The sequence below is a fragment of the Chryseobacterium soldanellicola genome, assembly GCF_900100115.1.
GTDB classification, from domain to species: Bacteria; Bacteroidota; Bacteroidia; order Flavobacteriales; family Weeksellaceae; genus Chryseobacterium; species Chryseobacterium soldanellicola.
In genome coordinates this window covers 477,814-497,213 of sequence record NZ_FNKL01000001.1, presented here as the reverse complement: position 1 = coordinate 497,213, position 19,400 = coordinate 477,814, and the positions used below count along the sequence as shown (strand labels likewise).

Below are 19,400 nucleotides of genomic sequence, written 5' to 3'. Positions count from 1 at the left end.
GATAAAATTAAAATTATGAACATTTTAAAAAATATTCTGGCATTTTCATTATTTATTTTTCCTTTGAATGGTGTTTTTGCTCAGGTTGAAAAAAGCAAAACTTCTTTACAGAAAGAATTTCGCTACACTAATCCGATTACCAGAGATTCTGCCATTTCTATGCGCGATCATTTCATTATTAAAGTTGATGATTTGTGGTATTGTGTTGGAACCTCCAATCCGGTCTGGACTGGCCCGAATCCAGGTGTGCGAATGTTGGTTTCAAAAGATTTAATCAACTGGAAACAACATTCATTCATCATTGATGCCAAAAAACTTCCGAAAGATACACCTTACAATGGCAGATTCTGGGCGCCTGAAATTCACTTTATTAAAGGAAAATACTGGCTTACCGTAAACAGTGGAAAAGTGACGAAAGAAGACCCAAAAGGAATGGCTACGCACAATGTTTGGCTATTTTCAGCAGATAAAGTTACAGGTCCTTACAAATTGGTCAACGGACCTTTGACGCCTCAATATAACAATGATTCAACTTTATTTGAAGACGAAGACGGTCAGGTTTATCTCTATTGCAGTGGTAACGGACTTTTTCAGGCTAAAATTGATTTGAAAACAGGAAAGCTAACCACACCTATTCAAAAATTTCTCGACAAAAAACAACCCGGCTGGCCGGAATGGATGGTTGGCGGAATCGAAGGGCCTTTCGTGATTAAAAAAGAAGGAACCTATTTTATGTTTTTCTCCACATGGACAAGAGGTTATGAAGTCGGTTTGTTAAAATCAAAATCACCTTTAGGACCTTGGGAACTCGCTTCACCAGAACCGATTTTTGGAACTCGCAAAAAAGGTTACAGAACCGAAATGGCAAAAGAAAACGGCTACGATAATCTATTCTTTACCGATACCGAAGACCCTTATCAGGAAACCGGACACAATGCATTGTTCATCGGTCCAGACGGGAATCTCTGGAATTCCTGTCATTATTTTATGTACGAAAAAAGACCTTATCCCTACAGTCAGACTTTTCAGCCCTGGGAGCTGGGTCCGCAAATGGGAATCGAGCCAGTTCATTACAAAAACGGAATGTTCTACATCACAGGGCCAACCTGGACCGAGCAAATCATTAAATATTAAATTCAAAAAAACTAATTATGATTAAAAAAACACTTTTAAAATATACTTTAAACATAGGATTACTGCTTGTTGGGTCGTGGTTCTCTGCCCAAAATCCCATCATTCAGACCAAATTTACGGCAGATCCTGCGCCAATGGTATATAAAGACACTGTTTTTCTGTACACCAGTCACGACGAAGATGATTCATTTGGATTTAAAATGAAAAACTGGCTGCTGTACACCTCAACCGATATGGTCAACTGGACCGATCATGGGATTGTGGCTTCCTTAAAAGATTTCAAATGGACAGATCCCGAAAATGGAGCGTGGGCGCCACAAGTTATCGAAAGAAACGGCAAGTTTTATATGTATTGCCCGATGCCCGGACAAAGAGGAATCGGGGTTTTGGTAGCAGACAGCCCGTATGGTCCTTTCAAAGACCCTATCGGAAAACCGTTGGTGAAAAATTCAAGTGATGATATCGACCCGACAGTTCTCATTGATGATGATGGGCAGGCTTATCTGTACTGGGGAAATCCCAATTTATGGTATGTAAAGCTCAATAAAGATATGATTTCTGTTGACGGACCAATCGTGAAAGAGCCTTCGATTGCTAAAGTCAAAGGTTCGCCAGACCCATTTCATTATCAGGAAGGACCTTGGGTGTGGAAACGGAACGGCAATTATTATTTGGCGTACGCTTCAACATGTTGTCCGGAAGGAATTGGCTATGCAATGGGTAAATCGGCGACCGGTCCGTGGGAATATAAAGGAATGATTATGGACAGCGACAAACGTTCCAACGGAAATCATCCCGGAATTATCGATTATAAAGCAAAATCTTACGTGTTTGGCTTCAATTACAATCTTGGGAAACAAACAATCAGCAAACATTATGAGCGCCGCTCTGTCTGTGTAAGCGAAATGGTTTACAATGCCGATGGCACGATTCAAAAGCTGCCATTCTGGAATCCGGAAGGCGTAAAAAGAATTGCAGTTTTAAATCCTTATAATAAAATTGAAGCGGAAACTATTGCTTACAGTGAAGGGGTAAAAACCGAGAAAATGACCGAATGGGAAAGAAATAATCCTTATGACACCGGCAAAAAAATAACGGATCGTATTGTCGTTTCATCGATCAATAATGGAGATTATATCAAAGTTCAGGGTGTTGATTTTTCGAAAGGAACAAAATTCCTGGAAATATCTGTTGCTGCGATAAATGGCGGAAGCATAGAAATCCGTACCGATGAGGTTGACGGGCCGGTATTAGGAACCGTTCAGGTGACAGGAAAAGGCGAAGGCGACCTCTTCAAAACGATTAAATCTCCAGTAAAAAATATAAAAGGCGTTCACGATGTGTATTTTGTATTTAAAGGAAATAAAGACCTTTTTTACTTTGACTGGTGGAAATTCAATTTAAATTAAAGTGTCATCGTTTGGCTTAAAAGTGAGTTTGATATCAGAAAAAATAATGACTAAATAGAAATATTTAAATGAAAAATCATATCAAAAAAATTATAATAACTAGTTTGTTGACAGGTTGCGCAGGAATTGTAACTGCCCAAAATCCCATCGTTCAGACAGCGTATACCGCAGATCCCGCCCCAATGGTTTACAACGATCGTTTATATGTCTATACTACGCACGACGAAGACGATTCTACATGGTTTACGATGAACAACTGGAAAGTATTTTCCACCAATGATATGGTGAACTGGACAGATCATGGCGTGATTCTTTCCTACAACGATTTCGATTGGGCAAAACGTGATGCCTGGGCAGCGCAGTGCATCGAAAGAAACGGAAAATTCTTTATGTACGTCCCGATGATTTCAAAAACCAATAACAAAGGCGCAATTGGAGTTGCCGTTGCAGACAATCCCTTTGGCCCGTTTCATGACCCGCTGGGAAAACCGTTGGTTCAAAGTGAATGGGGAGATATTGATCCTACGGTTTTTATTGATGATGACGGTCAGGCACATCTCTATTGGGGGAATCCGAAGCTTAAATATGTAAAATTAAATGAAAATATGATTTCCTATTCCGGCGATATTGTTGAGGTTCCGATGACCGAAGAATCTTTCGGTAAAAGAGAAGGAAATCCCGAAAGACCAACGAAATACGAAGAAGGTCCGTGGCTCTATAAACGCAAAGATTTATACTATCTTTTCTGGCCTGGCGGTCCGCTTCCCGAGTTTATAGGTTATTCGACAAGCAAAAGTCCGCAAGGTCCCTGGAAATACGGCGGAATCATAATGCCTGCGGAAGGAAAATCCTTTACCAATCATCCCGGAGTTATTGATTTCAGAGGAAAAACCTATTTCTTCTATCATAACGGTGCATTGCCGGGCGGAAGTGGGTTTACAAGATCAGTAAGTGTGCAAGAGCTTAATTTCAATAAAGACGGCTCCATTTCGCCTTTTACAATGACCAACGGTATTACGAAAGCCATTGCAAACGTCAATCCTTACACATTCAATCAGGCTGAAATGATTGCATGGTCAGAAAATATAAAATCTTATCAGAACAAAACAGCGGGAGTTTTCATTAAAGCAAAGAAAAATGGTGCTTATTCAAGTGTGAAAAATGTTGATTTTGGAAAAGAAGGCGCATCATTTTTTTCTGCCCGCGTTGGAACCACGCATAACAGTGGTGTCACAATGGATGTTCGCTTAGATGGTTTGGACGGACCGCTTGCAGGAACAATAAAAGTTCCGCTGACTGGCGGAGATGACCGCTTTGAAACTGTTAAAATTAATTTAACCAATAAAATTACAGGTATTCACAATCTCTATTTTGTGTGTAATGGTAAAGCGGAAAAAGATATTATGTTTTTCGATTATTGGATGTTTTCAAAATAATTTAACATGAAAAAAATAACACTTCTATTTCTATCATTAATAATTTTCTGTCTTTTATCAGAAGCTAAAGCTCAGGTTGCTGAAATTTCCAGTCCGGACGGCAAACTGAAGCTGAATGTATTCTCAGAAGAAGGAAAAGCATCGTATTCCGTTACTTTTCAGGGAAAAACAATGCTTGACAAGTCTCCGTTGGGTTTAATCACCAATGAATCAGATTTTTCTAAAAATTTAAAATTTATCGACAGTGAAAAAGATAATATTTCCAAAAAATATAGCAACAAAAAAATAAAGAAATCTGAAGTTGAGTACAAAGCCAATACTTTGATTGTCAGCTTCATGAATGCAGATCAGTTCAGTCTCGGAATTGAGTTTCAGGTCAGTGATAATAATATTGCTTTCCGCTATGAAATTCTGCCAATGAAAGACCGTTTTAGTGCGGTTGTGGAGTCGGAAGCTACCGGATACAGATTCCCGGTGAAAACCACGACATTTCTCTCACCGATGATGAAGCCGATGACCGGTTTTGCCCGAACAGCGCCAAGCTACGAAAGCGGTTACAAAGCTGATGCGGAATTGGGAATTAAAACCGATTATGGTTACGTTTTTCCCGGGCTTTTCCACGTCGGAAACGAAGGCTGGGTTTTACTTTCGGAAACTGGAGTAAACAGTTTGTATTGCGCTTCTCATCTTAACACCACTTCAGAAAAGGATCTTTATCAGGTAGCTTATCCGAATATGCAGGAAAACAACGGTTTTGGAAGCTCCGGAGCAGCGATTTCACTTCCGGGAAAAACACCGTGGCGAACCATTACCATTGGAGATTCCTTACAACCGATTGTGGAAACCACCATTCCTTTTGATGTCGTAGAACCGCTTTACGAGCCTTCGCAGGAATATCAGTTCGGACGTTCTACCTGGAGCTGGATATTATGGCAGGATGCAAGTATGAATTATGATGATCAGACGAAATTTATTGATTTGGCATCAAAACTCAATTATGAATTCATTTTAATCGATGCACTTTGGGATAAAAACATCGGTAAAGAGAGAATGAAAGAGCTCGTTCAGTATGCAAAATCCAAAAATGTAGGTGTGATACTTTGGTACAATTCCAATGGAGCCGCCAACGATGCACCGATGGGCCCAAGAAACAAAATGAGTAATACCGTAGAAAGGAAAAAAGAAATGAAATGGCTAAAGGAAATTGGTGTAAAAGGTCTCAAAGTCGATTTTTTTGGCGGAGACAAGCAGGAAACCATGCGCCTGTACGAAGATATTTTGTCGGATGCCAATGATTTCGGATTAACAATTATTTTCCACGGCGCCACTTTACCGCGGGGCTGGGAAGTGATGTACCCGAATTATGCAGGAAGTGAAGCCGTTTTAGCTTCAGAAATGCTTTATTTTTCAGAAGATGTCCGTAAGCAGGAAGCTTTTTTTGCCGCCTTACATCCTTTCATCAGAAACACAGTCGGAAGCATGGAATTTGGCGGAACTTTTCTCAATAAATTTCTCACTAAATCCAATAAAGAAAAAAATAAAAGATTAACTACAGACGGCTTCCAGCTAGCTACAGCGGTTCTTTTTCAGAATCCTATTCAGATGTTTGGAGTAATGCCAAATAACCTGACTGATGCTCCAAAATTCCAGCTGGATTTTATGAAAGATATTCCGACACTTTGGGATGAGACGGTTTTCATCGACGGCTATCCCGGGAAATATTCTGTCATTGCGAGAAGGCATAATGACAAATGGTATGTCGCAGGTGTAAATGCTGAAAAAATTTCTAAAAAACTTAAACTCAATCTCCCGATGTTGGCAGGCAAAAATGTTGAGCTTATCAATGATGATACATCCGGAACTACATTTACAAAACAGGTTTCCATCAGTAAAAAAGGAACATACGAAATTGAAATTCAACCGAATGGCGGGTTTATATTGAAGAATTGATGAGGAATAATTTGGGCAGCTTTATCCGCCCGAGTTTATCCTGAGCTTGTCGAAGGTTTCCCGCTTTTTTGTTCCGCTTTGCTCCACAAAAAGAGCTCCACTCAGGTCGGGCTGCGTGTGATTCGCCACAAGAGAACCCGAAGGGTTCAACAATAATAGCCATAGGTGCAACCTGTGGAAAACAATAATCAAAATAAACCTTATAGGTTTTAAAACCTATAAAGTTCAATCAGATAAAGATAAGATTATGAACAGATTACCTATACTATTTTTCTTTGTACTGTTTTTTGCTGCTTGCTGTCATCTACAGGCAACCGAACGGTTTATCACGACAGAAAAAAGCAACAATGCCATTCTGTTAAAAGACGCATCAGTCAGGATTTCAATATTTACAAATAATAACATTGATGCAGGAATATTAAGAGCCGTAAAAAACCTCCAAACAGATTTTCAGAAAGTCACAGGCGAAAAGCCCGATATTCTGAATCAGATTTCCGGGATGACTTCTCCTTTAATTATTATCGGAACTGTCGGAACCAAATCCATGATCGACGATTTAATCAGACAAAAAAAGATTGATGGAAAATCTCTAACCGGAAAACGTGAAAAATATATCATCCAAAACGTCAGCAATCCGTTTCCCGGAGTTTCGGAAGCCATTGTCATTGCCGGAAGTGATAAAAGGGGAACCATCTACGGAATTTACGAAGTTTCGCAGCAGATTGGCGTTTCACCCTGGTATTACTGGGCGGATGTTCCGGTTGAAACGAAAGAAAATTTATATTTCAAAAAGGGAATCTATACCGATGGAGAACCTGCCGTAGAATATCGCGGGATTTTCCTCAATGACGAAGAACCTTCACTTGGCGGCTGGGCAAGAGCCACTTTTGGCGGAATTAATTCTAAATTTTACGAAAAAGTTTTTGAGCTGATCCTTCGTTTGAAAGGCAACTATATTTGGCCGGCCATGTGGGGAAAAGCATTTTATGACGATGATGCCTTGAACGGGCCATTAGCCAACGAAATGGGAATCGTAATGGGAACTTCGCATCACGAGCCGATGGCGCAGGCACAAACCGATTGGCATCGGTATATCAAAAGAAACAACCTTCCGAATGTCTGGGATTACTCCAAAAATGCCAAAGTACTGCAGGAATTCTGGAAAGCAGGAATCGTGAGAAGTAAAAACTGGGAAAAACTGGTCACGGTCGGAATGCGTGGCGACGGCGATGAAGCAATGGGAGAGGGAACCAATATTTCTCTACTTGAAAAAATCGTGAAAGACCAGCGCAAAATTATTGCTGAGGTAACCGGTAAAAAAGCGGATAAAACACCCCAGGTTTGGGCTTTATACAAAGAAGTTCAGGACTATTACGACAAAGGCATGAGAGTTCCTGATGATGTGATTCTGCTGTTTTGTGATGATAACTGGGGCAATGTGAGAAAGCTTCCGGATCTTTCAAAACCCTTGCATAAAGGCGGTTACGGAATGTATTATCATTTTGATTATGTGGGCGGCCCAAGAAATTCTAAATGGATCAATATCAGTCCGATTCAACGGGTCTGGGAACAGATGAATCTCTCGTATGAACATAAAGTCGACAAAGTCTGGGTGGTCAACGTGGGAGATTTAAAGCCAATGGAATTCCCGATCAGTTTTTTTCTTGAAATGGCCTGGAACCCGAAACAGTTTAACGCTAAAAATCTTCTGGAGTATACCGAAAAATGGGCTGCCCAGCAATTTGGACAGAAACATTCAAAGGAAATTGCCCGAATGATTAACCTGTATGCAAAATATAACCGAAGGGTTACCCCTGAAACGCTTGACAGCAAAACATTCAGCCTTGAAAATTATCATGAATTCGAAACGGTGCTGAACGATTACAGAGCTTTGGCGGTGGATGCGTTACGTTTGAAAGACCAGATTCCGGAAGAATATCAGGATACATATTACCAGTTGGTGCTGTATCCGATTGATGCATGCAGTAATTTATATGAAATGTATTATGCAGTAGCTAAAAATAAAGAGCTGGCTGACAAAAATGATATTCAGGCGAACTTCTACGCAGATAAAGTGAAAGAATGTTTTGAAAGAAATGCTTATCTCGACAATAAATATAATAATGAAATTGCCGGTGGAAAATGGAAGCATATGATGGATCAGATGAAGATAGGATACAAAGCCTGGTTTGACGGAAAAGTGAATGTAATGCCTGAAGTAACTTATATTCCTGAAACAGCCAATCCAAAAGATAAAATATTTGCAGAAAAAAACGGCTACGTTTCTATCGAAGCCGAAAATTTTGCAAGAATGAATAATTCAGACCGGATTCATTGGGAAGTGATTCCTGATTTCGGGAAAACAAAATCCGGGATAACGACTTTTCCACAGAATGCCTACCCAAAATCCGATGAAAATATCTATCTGGAATATGATATTAATTTTACATCCAAAGGCGAATTTGAAGTTCAGTTGCTTTTAGCCCCGACTTTAAATTTCAACCATAACAAAGGGTTACGTTATGAGATTTCTTTTGATGGAGAAAACCCAGAGACTGTCAATTTTAACGGGCATTACCGTGGAGAATTGGGAAAATGGCAGTCAGAGCACATCATTAAATCAGTAACAAAACATCAGATTTCGCAATCAGGAAAGCATACGTTAAGATTCAGGGTTCTGGAGCCGGGAATTGTTTTAGAGAAAATACTAATTGATACGGGAGGTCTTAAACCAAGTTATCTGGGAGCTCCTCAAAGTGATTATTCAGAAAAATAAATGAAGATGGTAATTGTTGGAAATTGATGTTTGTGAATCTAATGAAGGGATAATTTTCAGAAAATGAAGCTGAAATATTAATTAAGGATAATCTTAAACATATTCATTAGACCAATTTAACATCATAATTTAAAACTTATTACTATGAAAAAGATCTTCAGATTTATACTTGCAATAATTACAGGTATTGCAGTTTCAGTACAAATAAATGCACAAAATGTGCAGGCGAAAGTGAAAATTGACAAGAGTATTGCTTATCAGAAAGTAACTGGTTTTGGCGGTTTTGTCTGTAGCCCTCAATTCGGGTACAACCACATGACGACCACAGAAATCCAAAAACTCTGGGGTGCAGGCAGTGAAGGCGGGTATAATATCATGCGCCTTTATATTCCCGAGCAAAGCAGCAATTGGAGTAAAGCTTTGGCAACGGCTCAGCTGGCAAAATCTATGGGACTTACCCTATTCGCCAGCCCCTGGACCATGCCGGCAGACTGGAAAACCAATAACCACATAAATGCAGTATATACCGATACAAACGGAATACAGCAAATCGGTTATCTTAAGCCGGAAAAATATCAGGATTATGCTCTTTATCTCAATAGTTTTGTGACTTATCTGCAAGATAACGGGGTGACATTGGATTACATATCCATACAAAATGAGCCCGATGAAATGGCACAGTATCAGGGTTGTATCTGGACGCCGACGCAAATTGCCAATTTTGTTAAAAATTATGGTCAGCTTATCAACTGTAAGGTAATCGCGCCGGAAAGTGTTGGTTTTACAGATAATTTTGCCAATGCATTCTTAGATCCTGCGGTAATGGCGAATTTTGAGGTGTACGGAGGACATCAGTACGGTGCAATGCAGTCTGTTTATAAACAGTTTCAGAATTATAATAAAGAAATATGGCAGACAGAATATCTGATTAACTGGAATTCTTCAAGCAGTCAGACTCCAAGAGATTTTATATGGAATACCGATGGGTTTAGTTTCGCAAAAAGTGTCAATAATGCAATGCTTGGAAATGTAAATGCGTGGATTCATTATGCTTCAAAAAGATTTTACGGACTAATGGGAGATGGCTCATACGGAACGGTTGCCGGAGACATGACCAAAAGAGGATACATTTTATCCCAATATGCCAAAAATACCACCGGAAAAACCAGAATAGATGCAAAATGGGAAACCTCAAACGGAACTTTGGAAGGTTCTTCTTATATTTCGCTGGACGGAAACCAGATCACCCTTGTTGTGATCAATTCTTCTTCAAACACGTATGATCTTAAAGTTGATCTGCCATTTTTTACTACTTCAGGAGTGCAGACCACCACATCACAATCCTTGAATATGGCTTCAGCACCTTTTTCTTTCGGTACGGCGAGTTTTCGGCCTACGGTCCAAGTGAGCCCATCGAGTGTAATGACTTTTGTGTTTAATAAAAGTGGCGACAGACCGGTATCATTAATGACAGGCGGTGATGTTCATTATAATAAAATTGAAACTCAGATCCCAACCAATTCTGCGTTTGGTACTAATTATCAGCTGAGCGGAAAAACCGTTACTTTTTATAACTCCACCCCGTTGATAAGCACAAATACTGATGCTAATAATGGATATTTATCTCTTGATGACCGTTACAATAAGCTTGTTTTTAATGTACTAAATTATACAACAAGCAATTTGCCGACTTCTTCCAATACGACATTATATTACGTTGATGCCAACGGAACGGTAAGATCTTATAATTATGGAAGTGTAGCATTTCCTGCACCGGGTTCGGGAAGCTTCAATTTGGTGTTTGATATTTCCAGATCAGTTCTCCCGTATGGCTGCAAAGGGATTATCGGGCTGAGAAGCGGAAATTACAGTTCTATATTGACCTTGACTTTAGGCGATATTTATTTCAATGTAGGCAACGAAAGAGCTTCAAAATTTGCAGCAGCATATTCGCTTACAGACAGCAATCTTATGGATGCACTGGAAAATGAATTTTATACATCCATTGATTTCCGGGACGTTACGGGAAACACATCAACAGATACCTGGAACAGTGCTTCTGCCAACCAAAACAGTATTTTTTATGTGAACGGAAATGTGAGCAACAATAATGTAAATGTAGTTTCCGGCAATTCTTGTCAGAATCTTAGTCTTTCGGATCTGGGGAAAGATTTTCAGGTTCCGTTCGGTTTTACAGCAAATTCTGCTACTTATACAAGAACTTTTAATGGGTATGGGATCGTTCTTTTACCTTTTCAGTCAGCCATTCCTGCAGGAGTTACGGCGTATGTGATGCAGCCAGGTTCCGGAAGTGTGGTTTGTAATCAGATTTCCAATGGGGTAATTCCTGCGAATACTCCTGTGTTAATCAATGCTACCGGAAGTAAAACTTTCACAGGATCAGGTGCTGTATCAACACCTAAAGCTATTACGGTGAATCAGATCAATGGTGTTTATCAGTCCATAAAAGTGGCTGCAGGAGGATATGTATTGAAAACAGAAAACGGAGTTACGGGATTTTATAAAGTAACAGCGGGCAATGAACCCATAATCAGTTCGTTCCAGGGATACCTTACTGAAAATAATACATTTACTGATAACTTTCTTCCTCTGAGCTTTGCTACGCTTACAGTTGACAATACAATAGCAGCAAAAAATGATATTAACTTATATCCAAATCCTGCTAAAAATGAAATTTTTATTGACTGGAAATGGTCTGACGGAACCTATTCAATTGTTGATGCAAAAGGAAGTACAGTTTTTTATAACGCAAAATTGACCAATGGTAAAAATAAAATTGATATCTCAAAACTTCCTGCAGGGCTATATTTTATTGAAATTTCCGGTTCAGGAGAAAACATCAAAACCAAATTTATAAAACAATAATGTTAATCATATTTAATTAAAATTTGCTTTTAATAAAGTTACCGGTTCATTCCGGTGACTTTATTTCTTTATAGCTTATAATTAAGTGTAAACTATACATTTATTAAAAATAGAATCTTATATTTGCATTTATCACATTGTAAAGAAATATTCAGTAGCAATATTCAGCTTAATTTAATTTAAAACTGCTTTAATATCAATCATATGAACAAAATTTTATTAATGGTATCAGTAGTAATCTATACTTTTGGTTGTGGCCAGAATTACAGATACCCGTTTCAAAATCCAAGCCTTCCGGTTGAGCAGAGAATTGAAAATCTCTTGGGATTATTAACAGTTGATGAAAAAATCGGAATGATGATGGATAATTCCAAAGCTGTGCCCAGACTCGAAATTCCGGCTTACGGCTGGTGGAACGAAGCGCTTCACGGTGTGGCAAGAGCAGGAACGGCTACCGTTTTCCCTCAGGCGATCGGGTTGGCGGCAACCTGGGACGTTCCGGAACATCTCAAAACTTTCGAAATGATTTCTGACGAAGCCCGTGCAAAATATAACAAATCTTTTGAGGAAGCCAATAAAACCGGGCGTTACGAAGGTCTTACCTTTTGGACCCCAAACATTAATATTTTCAGAGATCCCAGATGGGGCAGAGGTCAGGAAACATATGGTGAAGATCCTTATTTAACTTCTGTTTTGGGGGTTGCTGCCGTAAAAGGGCTACAGGGAAATGATCCGAAATATTTCAAAACCCATGCCTGTGCCAAACATTTTGCCGTTCACAGCGGCCCGGAATGGAACAGACATTCTTATAATGCCGAAATTTCCAAAAGAGATTTGTATGAGACCTATCTCCCGGCCTTCAAAGCATTGGTTTTGGAAGGAAATGTAAGAGAAGTGATGTGCGCCTATAACGCATTCGACGGTCAGCCTTGCTGTGCCAATAATACGTTGCTTAATGAAATTCTTCGTGGCAAATGGAAATACGACGGGATGGTCGTTTCAGATTGTTGGGCTTTGGCCGATTTTTACCAGGAAAAATACCACGGAACACATTCTGATGAAAAAACCGCCGCCGCAGATGCCCTTAAGCATTCAACTGATTTGGAATGCGGAGATACTTACAATAATCTCAATAAATCTCTGGCAAGCGGATTAATCACCGAAAAAGACCTCGATATTTCGATGCGTAGAATCCTTAAAGGCTGGTTTGAACTAGGCATGCTCGATCCCAAATCTTCTGTTCACTGGAACAATATTCCTTATTCTACTGTAGATTCTAAAGAACATAAGGACCAGGCATTGAAAATGGCTCAAAAGTCTATTATATTGATGAAAAATGATAAAAATGTTCTGCCTTTGCATAAAAATATTAAAAAAATTGCCGTTGTAGGTCCCAATGCTGATGACGGGATTATGCAGTTGGGAAATTATAACGGAACACCTTCTTCTACCATAACGATTTTAGAGGGAATTAAAACAAAATTTCCAAATGCTGAAATTATTTATGAAAAAGGAACCGAAGTGGCAGATCCATCATCCAGAACATCTCTTTTCCAGAATTTTGTAAGCCAGAAAAACGGTGAAAAAGGAATGAAGGTTGAATTTTTTAATAATAATGAATTTAAAGAAAAACCGGTCAATACTTCGGTCAATAAAACGAGGATTACCTACAGCAGTTTTGGCGGAACTCAGCTTGCGCCGGGAGTTGCCCGAGAAAATACTTCAGCAAAAATATCAGGTATTTTTACAAGCAGCTATTCTGGTGAAGTGATATTTTCTGCTGCAACATCAGATATTTACACGCTTTTGATTGACGGTAAAGAAATTGCAACAAGAAAAGGCCCCGACGCCAGACATCCTTCTGAATTTCCTGTAAAAATGGAAAAAGGAAAAGAATATTATGTTGAACTTCGACACAGCCAGAAAGGAAAATATGTAAGCATAGATTTTGAAGTGTACCGAAAAGATCCGGTGAATTTTAATTCAGTAAAAGAAAAAGTAAAGGACGCTGAGGTGATTGTTTTTGTCGGTGGACTTTCCCCTAGTCTTGAAGGTGAAGAAATGCAGGTAAATGCAGAAGGTTTCAAAGGTGGAGACAAAACCTCAATAGAACTTCCCAAGGTTCAGCGCGAATTATTGGCAGAGCTTAGAAAGGCAGGAAAACCCATTGTGTTTGTACTGTGCACAGGAAGTGCGCTGGGTTTGGAGCAGGATGAAAAAAATTATGATGCTCTTCTGAATGCCTGGTATGGCGGTCAATCCGGAGGGACAGCCGTTGCTGACGTTCTGTCGGGAGATTACAATCCTTCCGGAAAATTACCAATTACTTTTTACAAAAATATTGAGCAATTGGATAATGCACTTTCAAAAACAAGCAAGCATCAGGGTTTTGAGAATTATGATATGAAAGGAAGAACCTATCGCTATATGACCGAAGATCCCCTATACGCATTTGGACACGGTTTGAGCTATTCGAAATTTGCCTATCGTAATGCTGAATTGAGCAAAAACAGCATCAGTTCTAATGAAAATATCACGATAACAATTCCGGTTAGCAATACTTCGGAAAGAGACGGTGAAGAAGTCGTGCAGGTGTATGTGAAAAGGAATAATGATCCTTTAGCGCCCGTAAAAACGCTAAGAGCTTTTGAAAAAGTTTTGATTAAAGCAAAAGAAACAAAAAATATTCAGCTAAACATCTCTGAAGATTCTTTTAAATTTTATGATGAAAAAGCGGATGATTTAGTTTCAAAATCGGGAGATTATACCATTTTATACGGCGGAACTTCAAAAAGCTCAGCATTAAAAAGTATCCGGTTGAAAGTCAAATAATCGATCAGGAAACCTATAAGGTTTATCAATAAACAGAAATACCATTCAATTTAAAAGTTTAATATGTCACACTGAGCGTAGTCGAAGTGTCTGTTTAGACAATCAAAATAAATTATCAATGAAAATTAAAAATAAAATTTTCTCAGTCCTTCTTTTAAGCTGCGTTGCATTTTCATCAGCGCAAATCTCAAAGTTTACTTTAGATCTGGATGAAAGCTCTACCAACATTAAAATTCAGCCAACAATGTACGGGATTTTCTTTGAAGATATCAACTTTGCAGCCGATGGCGGAATATATGCCGAATTAATCAAAAACCGAAGCTTTGAGTTTGACGAACTTTTAACTGGCTGGAAGCAGCAAAATACACAAACGCTTTCCCATAATCTGGATTCCGGATTTTTGACCATTTATTCTGATCATTCCAAGACCAATAAAAACTACGCAAGAATTACCGTTCATAATGATAAAAAATACGTATTGGAAAATGAAGGCTTCCGTGGAATTGGGCTTCATAAAGATGCCAAGTATGATTTCAGTTTTGATCTGGAAAATGTGTCCGGAAATATTTCTGCCGTAAATGTAAGCCTGGTTGACGAAAACGGAGCCGTAATTTCTACAGTCCCGATAATCATCAAAGAAAAAGGCTGGCAAAAATATAAGGCTGTTTTTTCTCCGACAAGAACAGTTGAAAAAGCGAAACTTCAAATCACATTCACAGGAAACGGCGTGGTAAATATGGATATGATTTCTCTGTTTCCACAAGATACATGGAAAGGAAGAAAAGGTGGTTTAAGAAAGGATTTGGTTCAGAAATTATACGATTTGCAGCCTGGTTTCTTACGTTTTCCGGGAGGTTGCATTGTGGAGGGCAGAACACTGGCGGAAAGATATCAATGGAAAAAAACATTAGGAAATGTAGCAGACAGAGAATATCTTATCAATAAATGGAGTTCGGGATTTGCGCACCGTCTTGCTCCCGATTATTACCAATCGTTCGGATTAGGTTTTTACGAATATTTCCAGCTTTCCGAAGATTTGGGAGCCGAACCTTTACCGATTCTGAGCTGCGGAATGGCCTGTCAGTTTAACACGGGTGAGCTGGTAGATCTTGAAAAATTAAATCCCTTTGTTCAGGATGCGTTGGATTTAATTGAATTTGCCAATGGCGATATCAATACGAAATGGGGCAAGATTCGTGCAGAAATGGGGCATCCAAAAGCTTTTAATATGAAATATATCGGTGTCGGAAATGAACAGTGGGGCGAAGATTACATCAAACGCTACAAAATTTTTGAAAAAGCCATTCACGCGAAATATCCTGATATTAAAATCATTTCAGGAAGCGGACCTTCGCCCGACGGTGATTTTTTTGATTATGGCTGGAAAGAACTTAAAAAACTCAATGCGCAAATCGTGGATGAGCATTATTACAATTCCGCAAAATGGTTTCAGCAAAATGCAGCAAGATATGATAAATACGACAGAAACGGGCCTAAAGTTTTTGCGGGTGAGTACGCCGTTCAGTCTGTGAAAGTAGTCAGTCCGGACAATAAAAACAATTGGGAATCGGCACTTTCCGAAGCCGCTTTTATGACCGGACTGGAAAGAAATGCGGATGTGGTAACAATGACCTCTTATGCGCCGTTATTTGCACACGCCGATGGTTGGCAATGGACTCCGGATTTGATTTGGTTCAATAATCTGTATTCATACGCAACACCTAATTATTATGTTCAGAAATTATTTTCGACTAATAAAGGCACCGACTTATTGAGAATTTATCATAATAAAAATTCGGTCAGCGGACAGGATAAAATCTATGCAACAGCCGTAAAAGACAGTAAAAATAATGAAGTAATTATTAAAATTGTCAATACAGATTCTGAAAAAAAATCAATCGAAATCAACCCTGGAAATATAAAATTGGGACAAAAATTAATGAAAATTGTCTTAACAGCTCCTGCACTTTCTGACGAAAACAACTTTAAAACGGAAAATATACAGCCCGCTGAAGATAATTCAATCATTAAAAATGGGAAATTTTCAGTTGAAATTCCCGCCAATTCTTTGGTTATTTTGAAGATTAAATAAACCTTAGGTGCGATCAATAAAAGAAAAATTAAAATTAAGTGTATTTTATACATTTATTTAAAATAGAATCTTATATTTGTTTTATTCTCCAATTAAGGGAAATGTAAATATTTATTAAAACTAAATTCATTATAAAAATGAAGAAATATGTTATCGGACTGGATTATGGCACAGATTCCGTACGCGCAGTGCTGATTGATACAGAAAACGGAGCAGAACTGGCAACATCCGTCAGCTATTACCAACGATGGAAACAGGGAAAATTTTGTCAGCCGGGAGAAAACCAATTTCGCCAGCATCCGTCAGACCATATCGAGGGCTTGCAAAAAACCATTTCTGATGTGGTAAAAGAAAGTGGAGTGGCGCCTGAAGCTATTGTCAGCATCTGTATTGATACCACCGGTTCATCGCCGATTCCTGTGACCAAAGACGGCATAGCATTATCTTTAACGCCGGGATTTGAAGAAAATCCGAACGCAATGATGATTTTATGGAAAGACCATACTTCTATCAATGAAGCAGAAGAAATCAATCAGCTTGCCAGAAACTGGGGTGGTGAAGATTACACTAAATTTGAAGGCGGAATTTATTCATCCGAATGGTTCTGGGCCAAGATTCTTCATATCAATAGAGTTGATCAAAATGTAAAAAATTCTGCCTACAGCTGGATGGAACACTGCGATTATATGACTTTTCTGCTTTCCGATCATCAGGATTTGGCAACATTCAAAAGAAGCCGTTGCGCAGCGGGTCACAAAGCAATGTGGCACGAGTCGTGGGACGGGCTTCCTTCAAAAGAGTTTCTTGGGCTGCTAGATCCATCATTGGCGGAGCTTCGTGACAGGCTTTACGAAAAAACATATACCTCAGACGAAGCTGCAGGAAATCTGAATCAGGAATGGGCAGAAAAATTAGGATTAACAACCAATACCGTCATTACCGTCGGAACTTTCGATGCGCATTCCGGTGCAGTCGGTGCAAAAGTGGAAGAAAATACGCTGATCCGTATTATGGGAACCTCAACCTGTGATATTATGGTGGCATCCAACGAAATTATTCAGGAGAAAACCGTCAAAGGAATCTGTGGTCAGGTCAATGGCTCCGTTATTCCGGGTTTGATTGGTCTTGAAGCCGGGCAATCTGCATTTGGTGATGTATTGGCGTGGTACAAAGATATTCTGACTTGGCCAACACAAAACATATTGATGAATTCTAATGTCATCGATGATAATCAAAAACGATTGTTAAAAGAAGAAATAGAAAATAATCTCATCCGAAATCTGACTTTTGAAGCAGAAAAAATTCCTCTTTCCGAAGCCGTTCCTATCGCGTTGGATTGGGTAAATGGAAGACGGACGCCGGATGCCAATCAGGAACTTAAAGCTGCTATCAGCAATCTTTCATTAGGGACAAAAGCCCCGCATATTTTCAAAGCATTGGTCAATGCCATTTGCTTCGGATCGAAAAAAATTGTTGACCGTTTCGAAGAAGAAGGAGTAAAAATTGAAAAAGTCATCGGAATTGGCGGTGTAGCCAGAAAATCTCCATTCATTATGCAGACGTTGGCAAATGTCCTGAATATGCCTATCGTCATAGCCGCATCTGATCAGGCCCCAGCTTTGGGAGCAGCGATTTACGCGGCAGTTTCGGCAGGCATTTACGCAAATGTTCAGGAAGCAAGTCAGAAAATGGGTTCCGATTTCGAAGCAGAATATTTCCCTCAGGCAGATCAGGTGGAAAAATATGCAGAATTAATGAACCAATATCAGATTCTCGCCGACTTCACAGAAGACAATATCAAATCGAAAAAGAAGCTGACAGCCGAAAGCTTTAGGTGATAGAAAATTTAATCTTGTTCTAGCAGTTCCGCAGGAGCGAACTGTTAAGATTATGTAATACAACCTGCAACGATCAGCCAAAAAATAAACGGCTAAAATTTTTAGGGCAGCAATCTCCGTCTTCCGCTCCCAATCTTTTTGGCCAAAGCTTTTGCCAATTCACAAAAAGGATTTCCGCTCAAGCCGGGCTGCGTGAGATCCAATGTTTAAACTAAATCAATAACGGGCTAAGCCTTAAATGAAAATCTGTAATCTTTAAATTATTTAATCTTTCAATCATTTAATAAAAACAAAATGAGCATCTATAAAGAATTAAAACGAGAATGTTACGAAGCCAATATGCAGCTGGATGCATTAAAGCTGGTCGTTTACACCTTCGGGAATGTAAGTGCCGTTGACCGCGATAAAGGAATTTTTGCCATCAAACCAAGTGGCGTTCCTTATGAGATCCTGAAACCTGAAGATATAGTCATTTTAGATTATGATGCCAATATAGTGGAAGGAAAATTAAGGCCATCTTCTGACACCAAAACCCACGCTTACCTCTACCAAAACTGGGACAACATTGGCGGAATTTCTCATACGCACGCGATCTATTCCGTTGCCTGGGCGCAGGCTCAGATGGATATTCCGATTTTGGGAACCACGCATGCAGATCATTTAACGGAAGATATTCCCTGTGCGCAACCAATGCGCGACGATTTAATCGAAGGAAACTACGAATACAATACTGGAATCCAAATTCTCGATTGCTTCAAAGAAAAAAACCTGTCTTACGAAGAAGTTGAAATGGTTCTTATCGGAAATCACGGACCTTTTACCTGGGGTAAAAATGCTGATAAAGCCGTTTACAACAGCAAAGTTTTGGAAACCATCGCTGAAATGGCATATCGCACAAAACAGATCAACCCTGATGCACCGCGCCTGAAAGATTCACTCATAAAAAAACATTACGAACGCAAACACGGCAAAAATGCCTATTACGGACAATAAAATATCATCTTAAAAAAAACAAATTATTAAGCAGAACCCGAAGGGTTCAATATC

Annotated in this window: 10 protein-coding genes; all 10 read left to right on the top strand. The window is 39.2% G+C overall.

Annotation, left to right across the window (positions count from 1 at the left end):
• Window positions 1-15: 15 nt before the first annotated feature.
• The 10 genes from BLT04_RS02100 (at window position 16) to BLT04_RS02050 (ending at window position 19,346) form a co-directional block, all read left to right on the top strand.
• Complete coding sequence (locus BLT04_RS02100; protein ID WP_089753208.1) at window positions 16-1,134, top strand: glycoside hydrolase family 43 protein; 1,119 nt, start codon at window positions 16-18, stop codon at window positions 1,132-1,134.
• Window positions 1,135-1,151: 17 nt separating this feature from the next.
• Window positions 1,152-2,543 carry a glycoside hydrolase family 43 protein gene (locus BLT04_RS02095; RefSeq protein ID WP_089753206.1) on the top strand — a complete coding sequence of 464 codons (1,392 nt, stop codon included), beginning with the start codon at window positions 1,152-1,154 and terminating at the stop codon, window positions 2,541-2,543.
• A 68-nt stretch (window positions 2,544-2,611) separates the two neighbouring features.
• A complete protein-coding gene (locus BLT04_RS02090; RefSeq protein WP_089753204.1) occupies window positions 2,612-3,979 on the top strand; it encodes a glycoside hydrolase family 43 protein in 1,368 nt (455 codons plus the stop codon).
• A 6-nt stretch (window positions 3,980-3,985) separates the two neighbouring features.
• On the top strand, window positions 3,986-5,929 hold the full coding sequence (locus tag BLT04_RS02085) for a glycoside hydrolase family 97 protein (protein WP_089753202.1): 1,944 nt from the start codon (window positions 3,986-3,988) through the stop codon (window positions 5,927-5,929).
• 247 nt (window positions 5,930-6,176) lie between these two features.
• Complete coding sequence (locus BLT04_RS02075; protein WP_089753198.1) at window positions 6,177-8,705, top strand: glycosyl hydrolase 115 family protein; 2,529 nt, start codon at window positions 6,177-6,179, stop codon at window positions 8,703-8,705.
• 144 nt (window positions 8,706-8,849) lie between these two features.
• On the top strand, window positions 8,850-11,591 hold the full coding sequence (locus BLT04_RS02070; RefSeq protein ID WP_089753196.1) for a T9SS type A sorting domain-containing protein: 2,742 nt from the start codon (window positions 8,850-8,852) through the stop codon (window positions 11,589-11,591).
• Between the two features lie 222 nt (window positions 11,592-11,813).
• Window positions 11,814-14,423, top strand: coding sequence for a glycoside hydrolase family 3 C-terminal domain-containing protein (locus BLT04_RS02065; protein ID WP_228421889.1), 2,610 nt, complete (start codon window positions 11,814-11,816; stop codon window positions 14,421-14,423).
• A 118-nt stretch (window positions 14,424-14,541) separates the two neighbouring features.
• A complete protein-coding gene (locus BLT04_RS02060) occupies window positions 14,542-16,515 on the top strand; it encodes an alpha-L-arabinofuranosidase C-terminal domain-containing protein (RefSeq protein ID WP_089753192.1) in 1,974 nt (657 codons plus the stop codon).
• A gap of 137 nt (window positions 16,516-16,652) precedes the next feature.
• On the top strand, window positions 16,653-18,353 hold the full coding sequence (locus BLT04_RS02055) for a ribulokinase (RefSeq protein WP_089753191.1): 1,701 nt from the start codon (window positions 16,653-16,655) through the stop codon (window positions 18,351-18,353).
• A gap of 294 nt (window positions 18,354-18,647) precedes the next feature.
• On the top strand, window positions 18,648-19,346 hold the full coding sequence (locus BLT04_RS02050) for an L-ribulose-5-phosphate 4-epimerase (RefSeq protein WP_089753189.1): 699 nt from the start codon (window positions 18,648-18,650) through the stop codon (window positions 19,344-19,346).
• The last annotated feature ends 54 nt before the right edge of the window (window positions 19,347-19,400 follow it).